This window comes from Rhodococcus sp. Eu-32, assembly GCF_003336925.1.
Taxonomy (GTDB): Bacteria; Actinomycetota; Actinomycetes; order Mycobacteriales; family Mycobacteriaceae; genus Rhodococcoides; species Rhodococcoides kyotonensis_B.
In genome coordinates this window covers 17,793-32,561 of sequence record NZ_QGNK01000022.1, presented here as the reverse complement: position 1 = coordinate 32,561, position 14,769 = coordinate 17,793, and the positions used below count along the sequence as shown (strand labels likewise).

The following is a 14,769-nucleotide window of genomic DNA, read 5'->3' as shown; positions in this document are numbered from 1 at the left end:
GTCCGACAAAAAGCGTGAGGCGCTCGCGATGGCGTGCAGGGTGACGAGGACTCAGTAGACGTCGCGCAGGTAGCGCTTGTCACGCTTGAGTTCGGCCACGTAGTCGTCGGCCTGATCGGATGTGCGCCCGCCGTGCTCGACGATGACATCGTGCAGCGCGGCGTCGACGTCCTTGGCCATGCGCGTCGCGTCGCCGCAGACATAGAAGTAGCCGCCCTCTTCGAGCCAGGCGTACAGTTCCTTGCCGCTCTCGCGCATCCGATGCTGGACGTAGATCTTCTCGTTCTGATCGCGCGAGAACGCGAGGTCGAGCTTGGTGAGCACGCCGTCGCGCGAGAAGCCGTCCAGCTCGTCCTCGTAGAGGTAGTCGCTGCCGCGATGCTGGTCGCCGAAGAACAGCCAGTTGCGTCCCGACGCGTTACGCGCACGTCGTTCGTGCAGAAACGCGCGGAAGGGCGCGATGCCGGTGCCGGGCCCGACCATGATGACGGATGCATCGTCGTCGGTGGGAAGCCGGAAGGACTTGTTGGCCGACAGGAACACCCCTACCGTTGCGCCCTCGGGCACTCGGTCCGCGAGGAAAGTCGAACACACACCACCGCGATCGCGCGCGGCCGACCGGTAGCGCACACTCGACACCGTCAGATGCACGGTGCCTTCGTGCGCGAGCGGCGACGACGAGATGGAGTACACGCGGTGCTGCAGCGGTCGCAGGAGGCCGAGCAGTTCCGCCGGTTCGAGCGCCAGCTTGTCGTCGAGAGCGAGCACGTCGAGGACGTCCTTACCCCAGGTCCACGCGTCGAGTGCTTCGCGGTCTCCGGTCGACAGGACATGGCAGAGCTCGTCGTCGCCGGTGCGCTCGGCAACCGTTTCGAGGAGATCCATCGACGGAACGCCGATCTCGTACGAATGGGTGAGCAACTCGTCGAGTCGTTGTTCGGCGCCTTTCACGGCGACGGTCGTATCCGGTGACACGCCCACACGGCCGATCAACGCGTCGACCAGTTCGGGATTGTTGACCGGCTTCACACCGAGGCCGTCGCCGACGTCGTAGTTCAGGCCGCTGTCACCGAGCGCGAACGCGTAGTGCCGTACTTCCTTGGTGGACTCGGGGCCGGACAGGACGCTGTTGGCCAGCACCGTCGCTCGGTACGGGTTCTTGCGGTTCCACGGCGAGCGCTTCGAGGCGGCTCTGGCAGGCGTGGCCGCAGGTGCCTCCGGCGCGACGTCGCTGTTCGGACGGTCGACCGTCCTGGTTGCCCCCTGTGCTTCCCGTCGTGCGTCGATGTCTCGTCCCGCCTTACCGTATCCGTCGTAGCTGGTCTCACCCAGCGCCACTGCGAAAACAACCTATCCAGTGTAGGGGCTGAACCGGCGGCCACAGCGTCTGGGAACGTTGTGTGTTGTCCGGCATTTTCTCGTCGACCTCGGTGCACGTCACAATCGGTTCCGCAGGTCGGCCGGCTCGGTGATCTCGATTCGGCCGCGACTACGGCTGTACCCGCTGCAGAACTTCGATGCCGTGGGCTTCGGATCGGACCACGTAACCCGACACCAACGCCGCGTCGACGGCTTCCGCATCGCCCTTCGCGTCCGTCGGCCATCCGGCGGGATCCGCGCGATTGACGACGATCCAGTCGGGCGTCGTCGTATCGGTCGATCGCTGTGGGAACACCGAGACATCGTGCGTCGCGACGAACTGCGGAACGAGGTTGTTCGACGCGGCGATCGTCTCGTCGTCGGGAATCATGCGTGCGACCTCGGCGGTCTCGACAGCCTGCGGGTCGATCCGCCAGCCGTCCGGAGTGACCAGGCGCGCCATCGGTAGGAACGGCAGCGCGACGAGTGCGACGACCGCGACCGCAGTGAAGATCGTGCGTTGACCCCGCAACGAGAGTTGTCCGTGGCGTCGACTACGAGCGACAGCATCGACGAGTGCCGCGAACACGACGACCATCAGGATCGCGTTGTAGTGGAAGATCGGTTTCCAGAAGTTGGAGTTGTCGCTCAGGAACCGCCACGCGACGGTGGGAACGGCGACGAGCAGCAGCGGCGATCGCAGCGCCGCGAAGGCGGTCACGGCCAACAGAAGAAACGCAGTGGCGGCGCGGGAGTCGCCGTCGACGAAGCCGTGGGCCGTGTCGGCGATCCCCGATCCGAGCGGCGGCATCTTCGAACCCTGGCCGTACGAGTCGTTGCTGCTCAGCAACGGGATGATGACCTTGACGGCCAGAACGAGCCAGCCGAGGCCCCACACGATGGTCAGCAGGCCGAGCAGGCGGGTGCGGCCCACGGTCCAGAACGCCACCAGGGCGCCGATGACGGCGACCGTCAGACCCATGTCCTCCTTGACGAAAACGAGAGGTAGCGCCCACAGCAGCGCAGGCAGCCACTTGCGTTGTCCGAGAGACACCATCGACATGGCAAGCAACGGCATCGCGAACGCGATCTCGTGGAAGTCGAAATTCAACGCAGCCTGTACGCCCCACGACAACCCGTACGCGACGGCCACGACGACGCCGACAACGGCGCCGAATTCACGGACAGCCCAGCGTGTCAAGGGAACTGCCGCAGCCGCGAACAGCACGGCCTGGGCGACCAACAGCGTCTCGGCCGACGGAAAGACCCGATAAACCGGCGCCAGCAGCGCAGTGATGGGGGAGAAATGATCTCCGAGGGTGTTGTACCCGGTACCGAGCAGATTCGACGTCGGGGCATGCAGTTCCGCGTACGACGAGATCTGCTGAACGAAGATGCCGAGATCGAAGCCGGACGTCCGCAACTGGCGGTGTCCCATGACCGACAACATCGCGTACAGCGGCGCGAGCAGCACGAACGCTGCAGCAGGCACCACGCGATCGGCGGTGAGAAGGCGTCCGGGCGTACCGACGGGCGGCGAAACAAGTTCTGGTTCGGCCTTCGTGAGCTGGGGTGCTTCGGTGGCTGTCACAAAGAGTGCGTTTACCGGACGGACCTAGGACGAACCTGAGAATCGCAGGTGGAAGGGGTGGTCGGTGCTTCGATGTCCAGATCGGGCACCCTCGCATCGAAGATGTGTCACTATGGCGCGGAGAATTCGGGCCGATGGGGAGTCGGCGGGGGCGCTTCGGTGAGCACAGGATCGTGCGCGTGCGTAGGGCGGGGGAAGTAGATGGATCTGTTCCAGATCGTCGTGATCACCATCGTGGCGGTCGCCTCGGTTGCGGTCATCGCCGGTTTCCTGGTGATGGTGGTCGGCAGCGAACGTCGGGCCACCGGGCGGGCGAAGACACGTATCGCTCCCGGCTGGTACCCGGACGCGCACGACGAGTCGCTTCTGCGGTACTTCGACGGCCGCGTGCCCACACAGAAGACCGCCAAACGCGAGGTGATCTGACGACCGGTCAGGCGTCCTGCTCGGCCCGTCTCCGTCGTCTGCGTGACCGTCGTGACGGGGGTTGCGACGAAAGATGGTAGTAGAGGGCGTCTTCGGAGTCCTCGACCACGACACGCACCTCGTCGCCGACCTCGAGATAGTCGTCGACGGCGATGCGATCCTTGACGCCGATGACGGCCTTGACCGAACGAGCGGGAATGAGTCCCCGCCTGCCGTCGGGCCCGACGGCGAGGGCGTACCTCGGGCCCGTCCGCGTCACACGCGCCGAGATGATCTCCGGATCCTTCGGCACCAGCGTCGGCTCGGCGACCGGATCGTTCGAGACGGCCGTTTGCGAATCCAGTTGTGCTGCAAGCTCGTCGGCCATCAGATCGACCTGCAGCAGAAGTTCCGCCATCTGGCGTGCGCGGTCGACATGCTTCTTCGACGCTTTCAGCGGCTCACCGGGTTTGTACATGTCCTCGTGCGTCAGTTCGCCCCACGCGTCCTGCAGCCGCGTCTTCACCTGAACCTCGACCTTGACGTCGAGGTCACCCTGATGCGTGGCTACCCGCACGAGCAAGATCGCGTGATAGGCGCGATATCCGTTCGGCTTGGGGAATTCGACGTAGTCCATCGGTTCTCTGGCGAATCGCACGGAACAATCGGGGTCGTGGCACGCCGCCTCCAACGCGTCGACGAAGGCGTGAAGATCGCGGGGACTCTTGCACAGAACCTTGATCCCGATCAGATCGCCGAGCGCGTCGACGACATCGTCGACGTCGGTCGGCGGAGCAATACGCCCCTCGGCGATCTTGCGTCGCAGTTTGTCCGCGGCACGTGCGGGATCCTTGATACGTGCGGTTCCGGCGTTGAGACGGTCTCGGTCGACGTTGTCGAGAATCTCGTCGGCGATGGTCTCGAGAAAGTTTTGAGCTGTCACGAGCGCCGCCTGCCAGGCTCGCCCTCGCTGCAGATACAGGTCGTCGACGAGTTCGTCGATGGTGCTCGCCGCGGTCACCTGACGAAGGCTAGCGTAGGGAACCCGAAATCTTTCCTCCCACGTGTCGGTCTCGAGCACTATCGTGTTGAGGCATGACGGCCACGGTTGCTGAGGGTGACGCGTTCGTTGCACAGTTCGACCCGTACCGGCGCGAGCTGCTCGCGCACTGTTACCGGATGACGGGGTCGATCCACGATGCCGAAGATCTCCTGCAGGAGACCTACATCCGAGCCTGGCGCGGCTACAGCAAGTTCGAAGGCCGATCGTCGATGCGGACGTGGCTCTACCGGATCGCCACCAACACGTGTCTCACCGCGCTGGAGGGAAAGTCGAAGCGGCCGTTGCCCACCGGGCTCGGTGCGCCCAGTTCCGATCCGACCGACGACCTTGTCGAACGGCACGAGATTCCGTGGCTCGAACCCATTGCGGACTCCGACTTGAGCGACTCCGGTGACCCCGCATCGATCGTCGTCGGACGCGAGTCGATTCGCTTGGCGTTCATCGCTGCACTGCAACACCTTTCGTCCCGTCAACGGGCCGCGCTACTGATGCGCGAAGTACTCCAGTGGAAAGCGTCGGAGGTAGCCGAGGCGCTCGCGACGACCACGACGGCCGTCAACAGCCTGCTGCAACGTGCGCGCGCCCAGCTCGACGAGATCGCACCCTCCGAAGACGGCGTCGTCGAGCCATCGTCGGCGCAGACACAGGAACTACTGAGGAAGTACGTCGACAGCTTCGAGAACTACGACATCGCCCAACTCGTGGAGCTGTTCACGCAGGATGCCGTCTGGGAGATGCCGCCGTTCGTCGGGTGGTACCAGGGTGGCGAGAACATCGGCGCCCTCATTCGCGGAAACTGCCCAGCCAAGGGCGCTGGCGACATGCGGATGGTCGCCACCTCGGCCAACGGGCAGCCGGCGTACGGGCTCTACATGCGCGACGCGTCGGGAACCCATGTGCCGTTCCAACTGCACGTGGTCGACATCGCCGACGGCAAGGTCTCGCACGTCACGTGTTTCTTCGATCTGACTCTGTTCGAGCGTTTCGGGTTGCCCGAGCGTCTTCGATAGACGGCGCGCTGGGCTCGCTACCGAGCCCAGCGCCCTGACCACCTACTCCGACGGCACCGCGCTGGGGTCCATCCACATGACCTCCCAGACGTGATTGTCCAGGTCGCGGAACGCGCGGCCGTACATGAAGCCGTGGTCCTGTGCCTCCATCCACGAGGTACCGCCGGCGGCGATGGCCGAATCGACGAGTGAATCGACCTCGTCCCGGCTGTCGGCCGAGATGCACATCAGCACCTCACGCGATCGAGTGGTGTCGGCGATGTCGTCCGAGATGAAGTCCTTGAAACGGGCGTCGGAGAGAAACATCACCGTCGCCTGGTCGCTGATCACCATCGAAGCAGCGTTTTCGTCACTGAACACCTCGTTGAATTCGAAGCCCAGTGTCGAGAAGAAGTTTCTCGTCGCCGCGACGTCCTTGACCGGCATGTTGGCGAACAGCATTCGTGCCATGGGAACAGCTCCTCAGTACGTGATCGTGTGGGTGAGAGCCGCGATTGCCCTCACTCGTATGGACGGGACCACATCCAGAAACTCATCGCAATTCGGGCAAGCAATTTTTCGCAGCATTCGGCGGTGCGACAAGTCTGTAGCAAGATGGACCCACGGGAACGAGCCGACGGCGCGTTCCCGTTGTTCGTCGAAGAGGAGAATTCATGGATTTGGGACTGGCGGGTAAGGCGTTCGTCGTCACGGGCGGAACCGAAGGACTGGGTCTGGCCAGTGCGCGCGAACTGCTGCGCGAGGGAGCGAAGGTGACGGTGACGTCCCGGTCTCAGGACAAGGTGGACGACGCCGTCTCGGAACTCGGAACTCACCGGCCCAACGCGGTGCATGGAATGGTTGCCGACAACGGTCATCCCGCGACGGCGGGTTTGGTCGTCGACTCGGCCCTCGCGCACTGGGGCAAACTCGACGGCCTCGTCGTCAGTGTCGGAGGGCCACCGCCCGGTACTGCTCTCGGTTCCTCGGATGCCGACTGGCAGAACTACTTCGATTCGGTCTTTCTGGGGGCGGTCCGACTGGTACGCAGCGCAGCAGCTGCGATGACCGAAGGCAGTGCCATCGTGCTCGTCCTGTCCAGTTCGGCAAAAAGTCCGATCACCGGATTGGGAATCTCGAACGGTCTTCGTCCCGGTTTGGCGATGGCGGCAAAGGATATGGCCGACGAATTGGGCCCGCGTGGAATTCGCGTCGTCAGCGTGCTTCCGGGTCGGTTCGACACCGCGCGCGGCGGCGAAGTGAGCGGCGAGGCCGCCTCGCAGATCCCGCTGGGGCGAATCGGTGATCCCGAGGAGTTCGGACGGACGGTGGCGTTTCTCGCATCGCCTGCGGCGTCGTACATCACAGGGTCGGCGGTTGCCGTCGACGGAGGCGCACTCCGCGCCCTCTGAGCGCGTCCCGAAACTACTCAGCCCCGGAAGACAGTCGAATGTCTTCCGGGGCTGATGTGCGCACGAAGGAGGGGGATGGGATGCAGCGGGGGTTTAACCTGCCACCGAAGCGATCCGAGCCAGCATGCGCCTCAGGACCGATCCGTCGGTTCCGAGACCGTCGAAGGTGGAGCCGGTCTCGTCTGCGCCGTTCGCGGTCTTCGCGGCGAGCTGTCGAACAAGTTCACTGCGACGTTCGATCGCGCCGAGAATATCGGCGTCGAGTGCGACTACCTGCTCGTGGAGCTTCTCGATCTCCCCTGCACCCGACGGGGTCTCGTCGGCGCTGACATCGAGTGAATCGATCTGCAAAGTCACATCGTCTCCTTTTGTTCGCGTCCTGGGGAGGAAGTCGCTCGGCCCCGTGGATCTGTTACATGGTCGCTCTATGTGTCAACGATGTTTCGTAGCCCTTAACAACATGCCCACCGAGATGGCCTGCGCCAACCCTTCGACGGTGTGATGCTGCCAACAATCCGAACCGAGAGGCCCGGGTCGGCTTTCGACAACCCAGTCCCACAACGCACCGAAGGCACGGAAGTAATCCCGTGCCTCGCGTGCGTGAGTCGTTCCACAGTCAGTATTCGGAGCCGAGCGCGATGTGTATTGCGACCGTCGTGCGCAGAAATGTAGAGCCCGCTCTACATTTCTGCGCACGGGTGCCGGCGGCGCCTACCCTCGGGCGGCCTTCAGGTGATCCGACGACACCGCCTTCAGGTGCGTCAGATCCGACGCGACGGTGGCGAGCGTGTATCCCTCGGCGAGCCGACGTGCCGCGACATCACCGGACGGTGTGTGAATGCCCGCGGCAATTCCGGCAGCAGCTGCGGCCTTCTGCACGCGGACGAGTGCAGCCTCGAAGGCCTCGTCGACCGAGGTATCGCTGGGAGATGCCCCACCGACTGCCAGGCGCAGGTCCGACGGCCCCACGTAGACGCCGTCCAGACCTGGAACCGCGCAGATCTTCTCGACGTTCTCCAAGCCCTGCGGCGTCTCGATCATCGCCAAGACGACGGTGTCGCGGTTCGCATCTGCCGGCGTCGGACCGATGCGCAGCTGTGAACGCATGGGTCCGTACGACCGGATTCCGGCCGGAGGGTAGGTAGCTGCCGACACCGCGGCGGCTGCGTCCTCGGCGGTGTCGATCAGAGGGACGATGACACCTGCGGCTCCCGCGTCGAGCGCACGGCCGATCGCCGTCGCGTCGTTCGCCTCGACGCGAATCATGCCGGCGGGCCCGTTCGCCGCGTCGATGGCGGTGAGTCCGGCGAGCATTCCCGAGTAGCCGATCAGTCCGTGCTGGAGATCCAAGGCGATGTAATCCCAGCCGACGTGGGCAAGCCATTCGGTGGAGACCGGGCTGTCGATGACGGACCAGTATCCGAGGATGCGCTCCCGGTTTCGGACGCGGGCGGCGAATTCCTGTGCAGTCATGTCTGGTGCGCCTTTCAGCGGTTGTAGTTCGGCATCGGCCCGCGCAGCGCGGCACCGACCTCGTCGCATGCGGTGACGACGTCGTCGTCGAGTGGACCCTTGCGGATCGCCGCGATGTTGGCGACGAGATGGTCGACCTTCGAGCCCCCGAGGAGAATCGGCCCCGTCGCAGGCTTGGACACGAGCCAACGCATCGCGAGTTCGGTCATCGGCATCCGCGCGTCTTCCGCGATCTTCGTCAGCTGTGCGATCGCGTCGAAAATTGCTGTGTTCCAGTACCGTTCGCGGTACATGGCCGCGAGTCGGGAATCGCCGAACCGGCCGTCGGTCGGTTCGGCTTCGAACGAGTGCTTTCCGGTCAGCAACCCCCCGCCGAGCGGGTTGTAGACCATCGTGACGAGGCCGGTGACCTCCGCGAACTCGGCGTACTCCTCTTCGATCCTGCGAGCGAGGAGGTTGTACAGCTGCTGCGCGACGATCGGTCGCGGCGCACCGACTGCGTCGGCGACGTGGTTGATCTCGCCGATCTGCCACGCCGCGAAGTTCGAGACACCGAGCGCGCGAATCTTGCCTTCTTTCACCAACTCCGCGACCGTGGAGAGCGTGTCGGCGAGGTCGGCCGCGCGATCGGGCTGATGCAGATAGAACAAGTCGACGTAGTCGGTGTTCAGTCGCGTCAGGCTGGCCTCGACGCTGAGGCGGAGTCCGGCGGGGGAGAGCGGACTGTTGTCGCCTGCATCGGGATTCGGCATCCCTGCCTTCGTCGCGACGGTCACCTGGTCGCGTCGTGACGCCAGAAGACCGGCGAGGATGCGCTCCGATTCGCCTCCGGCATACCCGTTCGCGGTATCGATGTGGGTGATGCCCGCATCGAGCGCGGCGTCGACCATCCGGGCTGCGCCGTCCGCGTCGACGGTGTCGCCGAACGTCATCGTTCCCAGAACGAGGGGCGAGATGTCGAGCGAAGTCATGCTGTTACTCCTACAGAGGTCTGGGCGAGACGCGAGACGATGTGTCGCGGCTTGATTCCGTGCATCGCGGCGGGGTCCAGAGCCGCAGCGCGCAGTGCACGAGTGTACGGCTCCTTCGGCCTGGCGAGGACGTCGTCGGTGTCGCCTGCTTCGACGATTCGGCCCTTCGACATCACGACGACGGTCTCGCTGATCTCGCGCACCACACCGAGGTTGTGCGAGATGAACACGTACGTGAGGCCTGTGTCGCTCTGGATTTCGCGCAGCAGATCGAGTACCTGCGCCTGCACCGAGACGTCCAGTGCGCTCGTGGCCTCGTCGCACACGAGGATCTCCGGTCCGGCGGCGAGCGCACGCGCGATACCGATGCGCTGACGCTGACCACCCGAGAATTCGACGGGTCGACGATTCAATGCGGTCTTCGGCAATCCGACGCGGTCGATGAGCTTGGCGGCCTTCTTCGCTCGCTCGGACTTGCTGCGAATGCCCTTCAGTCGCAATGGCTCACCGACGATGTCGACCGCGGTCAGATGAGGGTCGAGTGAGCCGTACGGGTCCTGGAACACCATCTGTACGCGAGACCGGAACGGGCGCAACGCCTTTTCCGACAGCTGAGAAATGTCGGTGCCGTCGACGACGATCTTTCCCGACGTCGGCGTCAGCAACCGGACGATCGATTTGGCGATGGTGGACTTGCCGCAGCCCGATTCGCCGACGACGGCCAGCGTCTTTCCCTTGTCGACGGAGAAGCTCACCGAGTCGACGGCACGGAAGACACCGTCACCGACGGGGTACTCGACGACGAGATCTTCGACGGACAACAGTGGCGCGGTCATACTGCTACCTCTCTCGGTGCGGTGCCGTAGGGAGCGGGGTCCGGCGATCCGTCCCACGACCCCAGGTGCGGAATCGCGTCGAGCAGCTTCTTGGTGTAGGGATTCTGCGGCGATGCGACGAGTTCCTCGGCGGCGCCGTTCTCGACGAACACACCGCTCTTCATGACGTAGATTCGATCGGAGACGAGCCGCGCGACGCCGAGATCGTGTGTGATGACGAGCATTCCGATGCCGGTGCGTTCCTGTAGCTCCAACAACAGGTCGAGAATGCTGGCCTGAACGGTGACGTCGAGGGCGCTGGTCGGCTCGTCGGCGACGATCAGCTCGGGGCCCGACGCCAACGCGCTCGCGATCAGCACGCGCTGCAGCATGCCGCCGGACATCTGATGGGGATACTTCTTCAGCTGCGTCGACGGATTCGGGATGCGCACCTGCTCGAGAAGTTCGATGCACCGAGCCGTCTGCTTCGTCTTCCCGGACACACCGCTGTGTCGGACGGCTTCGGCGAGCTGGCTGCCGATGGTGTGGACCGGCGACAGTGCCGTCATCGGATCCTGTGGGATCAGTGCGATGTGCTTGCCGCGAATCTTGCAGAGCTGCTTGGTCTTACCGAGGATTTCGGTGTCCTTGAAGGTCACCGATCCGGAGAGCACCGCGAGATCCGTCGGAAGGAGCCCGAGCAGTCCCATGGCCGTCGTCGACTTTCCCGAGCCCGACTCGCCGATGATGGTGACGGTTTCGCCGGCGTCGATGCAGAAGGAAACGCCGTCGACGGCGCGCACGACGCCCTTGTCGGTGACGAGTTCGATCTGGAGGTCGTCGACCTTCAACAGAGTGCCCATGTCAGGCGCCTTTCTTGAAGCGGGGGAAGATTCCGAAGCGGCCGAGTCCGGCCGGGCGGTCTCGCAGGCCGTCGCCCAGTAGGTTGACGCCGACCACGAGCAGCACGATGACGAGGCCCGGCAGGGTGACGAGCCACCACGACGTCGTGATGTAGTCCTGGCCGTCGGAGATGATGCGTCCCCACGTCGCGAACGGGCGCTGCGGTCCGGCACCGAGGTAGCTCAGTGCGCTCTCGAGCAGAACGGCCTGGGCGAGGAGGAGAAGAACGACGAGCGACGCCTGCTTGAAGATGTTCGGCACGACGTGGCGAAGCAGAATCGCGACACGTCCGAGGCCCAGTACTCGCGCGGCGGCCACGTACGGCTTCTCACGTTCGACGAGCACCAGAGAGCGCGTCAGACGGGCGATCTCGGGCCATTGCGCGATCGCGATGACGAACGTGATGACGGGGATCGACGGACCGAACAGTGCGACGACGAGCAGAAGCATCATCAACAGCGGAAGCGACAGCTGCGCTTCGAGCAGCCGGGACACGACGGTGTCGACCCACCCGCCGAGGAAGCCTGCGAGCGAGCCGAGAATCAGCCCGATCAGGCCGGAGACGAGTACGGCAAGGATGCCCACGGTGAGCGACACCTGTCCGCCGTAGAGGACACGGGAAAGAAGGTCGCGACCGAGTTGGTCCGTGCCGAACAGATGCCCGTCGGTCAATGGTGGCAGCCGACGCTTCGCGAGGTCGGTTGCGTCGGGAGATGCGAGCGGAAGCACCCGCGCCAGCGCGACGGGCAGAATGACCGCCAGGGCGCAGAGCGTGCCGACCCAGATCTTGACGCGGCTGTCGCGGCTGCGGCGCGTGGCACCTGCGGTGGCGAAGTCCTTGGCGGTGACGGCACTGGGCCGGGAGGTCTTCGGGGTGTCGACGACGGTCATCAGTTGGCTGCCTTCCCGAGTCGGACGCGGGGGTCGAGGAGTGGGTAACAGAGGTCGACCGCCAGCTGTACGAGCACCGCGAGAACCGCGGTCACCAGCACCGTTGCCTGGATCAGCGGGTAGTCGCGTGTTTCGAGTGCGCGGACGACCAGGGAACCGACGCCGGGCCACGCGAACACGACCTCCACGACGACGACACCGTTGAGCATCGACGCGAAGCGCGTACCCAAGGCGGTGACGACGGGGATCGACGAGTTGCGGAGCGCGTATCGCCACGTGATCTCGCGCTCGGAGACGCCGCGCGAGCGAGCCACGGTGACGTAGGGCGACGCGTAGGCGTTCACCATCTCGCGTCGGACCATCCTGGAGATGAGTGCGATCTGCAGTACCGCGACGGTGAGGGCGGGCAGAAGCAGGCTCGACCATGTCGTGAACCCGGCGGCCGGAAGCACCGGCACCAGGACGGCGAAGAACGTGAGAAGCATCAAGCCGGTCCAGAAGTCGGGCATCGACTGACCCGCGATCGTGACGATGTTGGCGCCGAGTTCGCGGCGGGTGTCGGCCCGGCGTGCCATCCAGATTCCCAGGGGAATCGAGACGATGGTGGTCAGCAGGATCGCCGCGAATGCCAGCGTGACCGTGTACGGAATGCGTTGCAGGACGACGTCGAGCGCAGGTGCCTGGAACGAGTACGACGTACCGAGGTCGAGGGTGAACAGACCCTTCAGGTACAGCAGGTACTGGGTGAAGACCGACTGGTCCAAGCCCAGGTTCGTGCGAATCTGTGCCAGATCCTCGGTGGTGGCGAGCGGGCCGGCCATAGAGTAGGCCGGATCACCCGGGGCCATACGGATCAGCACGAACACCGTCGTGAGTGTCAGGAAGATGGTCAGAAGGCTCTGTCCGAGCCGGCGCACCACGTACCGTGCCGTCGGCGCGGTGAGGAACGCCGGGAGCGCCGAGTCCTTGCGGGACTTGGCGGCGGGAACGCTCGGGGGAGCGGCAGTGAGCTGCGTCATTTCCCCACCTTCGTTCCGCGAAATGCCTGGGTCATCGTCGACCTTTCGATAACACTGCTGCGTTCGAATACTTCGCGGGTGGCACACACGTGCCTCCCGAACGTTTGTAACTCAGCTCACAATGTCACTACTGCGCGATTTGCGCAAGTCCGAATTAGTTTCTGCGTATTTCGAGCAATTCGGTGTACAGTCTGGGTTGTGTCCACGATCACTTTCGTCGAGTCTGCCCGCGCGGCATCGATTCGACGCCCACATCTCGATGTGACAGTCACGAGGGGTCAACGATGACCGAAAGCTTTGTCAGTCAACCGTTCTCGCGACGGAACCTGTTTCGCGGCGGGTTGATTCTCGGCGCGGGCCTGTCCCTGGGCGGCGGACTGACCGCGTGCGCAACACCTACGGGCAAGCCCGGTCCCGACACCGTCAGCCTGGCGATGAACCGTTCGATGGTCAGCCTCGACAACAAGCTCCTGCAGTTCGACGCGGCACTGACGGTGCAGCGGGCGGTGCGCGAGGCGTTGACGACGATCGATACGTCGCTGAAGGTGCAGCTCGTTCTCGCGGACAGCTTCGAGCTCGTCGCCCCGACGCAGTGGCTCGTCCACCTGCGCCCGGGCGTCACCTACTCCGACGGCAGCCCGGTGCGCGTCGAGGACGTCGACACCGCACTGAAGATGTACAGCCAGGTGAGTGGTTCGTTCGTGGGCGGCTTCTTCCCCGAGTGGCCGACCGTCGGCAAGATCGACGAATCGACCTTCACGCTCGATACCGAACGACCGGTGCCGGTGCTGGACTACTTGATGTCGAACATCCTCATCACGCCTGCGGCTCAGAACGTTCCGGAAGACCTGCAGGGTGGCGTCGGAACCGGCCCGTACATCGTGACCGAGGCGGATCGCGGCACCGGCAACTACTCGCTCGCCCGCAACACGAAGTACTGGGGCGCGGCGCCGTCGGTCGAATCGGTGAACATCCGTTTCGTTCCGGACGAGTCCAACCGGGTCGTCTCGCTGCGCAGCGGGGAGGTCGACGTCATCGACGCGATCACGCCGGACGCGGCCGACCAGCTGGCCGGGCTCGCGGGAGTGACGGTGGAACGCGTCGACGGGGTTCGGTTGAACCAGCTGTTCTACAACTTCCGCAAGCCGCAGGGGCATCCGCTCGCCGACGCGCGCGTCCGAAAAGCGTTGAGCTATGCGATCAACGGCAACGCGCTCATCGATCAGGTGATGCAGGGAGCGGCGACGCCGTCGCGCGGCGTCGTACCGGGGATCCTGGACGGTGCGATCGAGACCGGCGAATACGTCTACGACCCCCAGCGCGCTCGGGCTGAACTCGATGCGCTCGGTGTGCGTGATCTCGAACTCAAGATCATATGGGAGACAGGTGAATTCGCCGCCGACACCGACATCATGGAATCGGTGCTGCAGATGTTGTCGGCGGTCGGCGTTCGCGCGACGCTGCAGCAGTTCGAGCCCGGTGGCGACATCTCGACGTGGCGACAGGGCAAAGCCGGCGACTGGGACATCCTGGGTAACGGCTTCCCCAGCCCGACGGGCCTCGCGGTCACGATCATGCAGGGCATGTACGCGGGAACGGCCGCGAAGGAAGAGACGCGAGACACCTACCACGGCTACATCTTCCCGGAGATCTCCGCGCTGATCGCGAAGGGCTCGGAGGATCCGAATCCGGTGACGCGCAAAGAGACTCTCGCCGACGCGCAGCGTCGCATCTGGGAGACCTGGCCGTGCCTGTGGTCGTTCGTGCCGAAGACGGTCATCGCACGCAACAACCGAATCGACGGAATCGGTCTGCGGCCCACCAACTCGTACGACATGGCTGCGGTCACCCTCCGAGCTTGATCGAAGAAGAAAGAAG

At 64.6% G+C, this 14,769-nt stretch carries 14 protein-coding genes and 1 pseudogene; 4 read left to right on the top strand and 11 right to left on the bottom strand.

Annotated elements, in window-relative coordinates:
* Positions 1-51 precede the first annotated feature (51 nt).
* Positions 52-1,414, bottom strand: a pseudogene (locus tag DK926_RS21915) (sulfite reductase subunit alpha).
* Positions 1,415-1,489: 75 nt separating this feature from the next.
* On the bottom strand, positions 1,490-2,950 hold the full coding sequence (locus DK926_RS21910) for a DUF2079 domain-containing protein (RefSeq protein WP_243636958.1): 1,461 nt from the start codon (positions 2,948-2,950) through the stop codon (positions 1,490-1,492).
* 201 nt (positions 2,951-3,151) lie between these two features.
* Between DK926_RS21910 and DK926_RS21905 the strand changes: the two genes are divergently transcribed.
* Positions 3,152-3,376, top strand: a complete 225-nt coding sequence (locus DK926_RS21905; RefSeq protein WP_068427164.1) for a DUF2510 domain-containing protein — start codon at positions 3,152-3,154, stop codon at positions 3,374-3,376.
* Between the two features lie 7 nt (positions 3,377-3,383).
* On the opposite strand, the gene DK926_RS21900 is transcribed toward DK926_RS21905, so the two are convergent.
* Positions 3,384-4,376, bottom strand: a complete 993-nt coding sequence (locus DK926_RS21900) for a S1 RNA-binding domain-containing protein (RefSeq protein WP_114332160.1) — start codon at positions 4,374-4,376, stop codon at positions 3,384-3,386.
* A gap of 74 nt (positions 4,377-4,450) precedes the next feature.
* On the opposite strand from DK926_RS21900, the gene DK926_RS21895 reads away from it, so the two are divergent.
* Entirely contained in the window at positions 4,451-5,428 is a 978-nt protein-coding gene (locus tag DK926_RS21895) for a sigma-70 family RNA polymerase sigma factor (protein WP_114332159.1), read from the top strand.
* Between the two features lie 42 nt (positions 5,429-5,470).
* On the opposite strand, the gene DK926_RS21890 is transcribed toward DK926_RS21895, so the two are convergent.
* On the bottom strand, positions 5,471-5,878 hold the full coding sequence (locus tag DK926_RS21890) for a VOC family protein (RefSeq protein ID WP_114332158.1): 408 nt from the start codon (positions 5,876-5,878) through the stop codon (positions 5,471-5,473).
* Positions 5,879-6,081: 203 nt separating this feature from the next.
* Between DK926_RS21890 and DK926_RS21885 the strand changes: the two genes are divergently transcribed.
* A complete protein-coding gene (locus DK926_RS21885; protein WP_114332157.1) occupies positions 6,082-6,819 on the top strand; it encodes an SDR family oxidoreductase in 738 nt (245 codons plus the stop codon).
* 93 nt (positions 6,820-6,912) lie between these two features.
* Here the strand turns inward: DK926_RS21885 and DK926_RS21880 are convergent, their stop codons facing one another.
* From DK926_RS21880 to DK926_RS21850, 7 genes are all read right to left on the bottom strand, one after another.
* Positions 6,913-7,176, bottom strand: coding sequence for a hypothetical protein (locus tag DK926_RS21880; RefSeq protein ID WP_114332156.1), 264 nt, complete (start codon positions 7,174-7,176; stop codon positions 6,913-6,915).
* A gap of 354 nt (positions 7,177-7,530) precedes the next feature.
* Positions 7,531-8,292: an aldolase/citrate lyase family protein gene (locus tag DK926_RS21875; protein ID WP_114332155.1), complete on the bottom strand. Its 762-nt coding sequence runs from the start codon at positions 8,290-8,292 to the stop codon at positions 7,531-7,533.
* A gap of 14 nt (positions 8,293-8,306) precedes the next feature.
* Positions 8,307-9,263 carry an aldo/keto reductase gene (locus DK926_RS21870; protein ID WP_114332154.1) on the bottom strand — a complete coding sequence of 319 codons (957 nt, stop codon included), beginning with the start codon at positions 9,261-9,263 and terminating at the stop codon, positions 8,307-8,309.
* Positions 9,260-10,099 (bottom strand): ATP-binding cassette domain-containing protein, encoded by an 840-nt coding sequence (locus tag DK926_RS21865; RefSeq protein ID WP_114332153.1) that lies wholly within the window; start codon positions 10,097-10,099, stop codon positions 9,260-9,262. Before DK926_RS21865 ends, DK926_RS21870 begins: the two co-directional genes overlap by 4 nt.
* The gene (locus DK926_RS21860) at positions 10,096-10,941 is read right to left on the bottom strand and encodes an ABC transporter ATP-binding protein (RefSeq protein WP_114332152.1); all 846 of its coding nucleotides are present in this window, start codon (positions 10,939-10,941) and stop codon (positions 10,096-10,098) included. Before DK926_RS21860 ends, DK926_RS21865 begins: the two co-directional genes overlap by 4 nt.
* Position 10,942: 1 nt before the next feature.
* Positions 10,943-11,875, bottom strand: coding sequence for an ABC transporter permease (locus tag DK926_RS21855; RefSeq protein WP_114332194.1), 933 nt, complete (start codon positions 11,873-11,875; stop codon positions 10,943-10,945).
* The gene (locus tag DK926_RS21850) at positions 11,872-12,891 is read right to left on the bottom strand and encodes an ABC transporter permease (protein ID WP_240930905.1); all 1,020 of its coding nucleotides are present in this window, start codon (positions 12,889-12,891) and stop codon (positions 11,872-11,874) included. The genes DK926_RS21855 and DK926_RS21850 overlap by 4 nt, the downstream gene beginning before the upstream one ends.
* Before the next feature lie 284 nt (positions 12,892-13,175).
* On the opposite strand from DK926_RS21850, the gene DK926_RS21845 reads away from it, so the two are divergent.
* Positions 13,176-14,753 carry an ABC transporter substrate-binding protein gene (locus DK926_RS21845; protein ID WP_114332151.1) on the top strand — a complete coding sequence of 526 codons (1,578 nt, stop codon included), beginning with the start codon at positions 13,176-13,178 and terminating at the stop codon, positions 14,751-14,753.
* Positions 14,754-14,769 lie beyond the last annotated feature (16 nt).

Excerpts from the sequence above, each read along its gene's own strand:
- DK926_RS21905 (WP_068427164.1), top strand. The coding sequence starts at position 3,152 with ATGGATCTGTTCCAGATCGTCGTGATCACCATCGTGGCGGTCGCCTCG.
- DK926_RS21895 (WP_114332159.1), top strand. The coding sequence starts at position 4,451 with ATGACGGCCACGGTTGCTGAGGGTGACGCGTTCGTTGCACAGTTCGAC.
- DK926_RS21890 (WP_114332158.1), bottom strand. The coding sequence starts at position 5,878 with ATGGCACGAATGCTGTTCGCCAACATGCCGGTCAAGGACGTCGCGGCG.
- DK926_RS21885 (WP_114332157.1), top strand. The coding sequence starts at position 6,082 with ATGGATTTGGGACTGGCGGGTAAGGCGTTCGTCGTCACGGGCGGAACC.
- DK926_RS21875 (WP_114332155.1), bottom strand. The coding sequence starts at position 8,292 with ATGACTGCACAGGAATTCGCCGCCCGCGTCCGAAACCGGGAGCGCATC.
- DK926_RS21870 (WP_114332154.1), bottom strand. The coding sequence starts at position 9,263 with ATGACTTCGCTCGACATCTCGCCCCTCGTTCTGGGAACGATGACGTTC.
- DK926_RS21865 (WP_114332153.1), bottom strand. The coding sequence starts at position 10,099 with ATGACCGCGCCACTGTTGTCCGTCGAAGATCTCGTCGTCGAGTACCCC.
- DK926_RS21860 (WP_114332152.1), bottom strand. The coding sequence starts at position 10,941 with ATGGGCACTCTGTTGAAGGTCGACGACCTCCAGATCGAACTCGTCACC.
- DK926_RS21850 (WP_240930905.1), bottom strand. The coding sequence starts at position 12,891 with ATGACGCAGCTCACTGCCGCTCCCCCGAGCGTTCCCGCCGCCAAGTCC.
- DK926_RS21845 (WP_114332151.1), top strand. The coding sequence starts at position 13,176 with ATGACCGAAAGCTTTGTCAGTCAACCGTTCTCGCGACGGAACCTGTTT.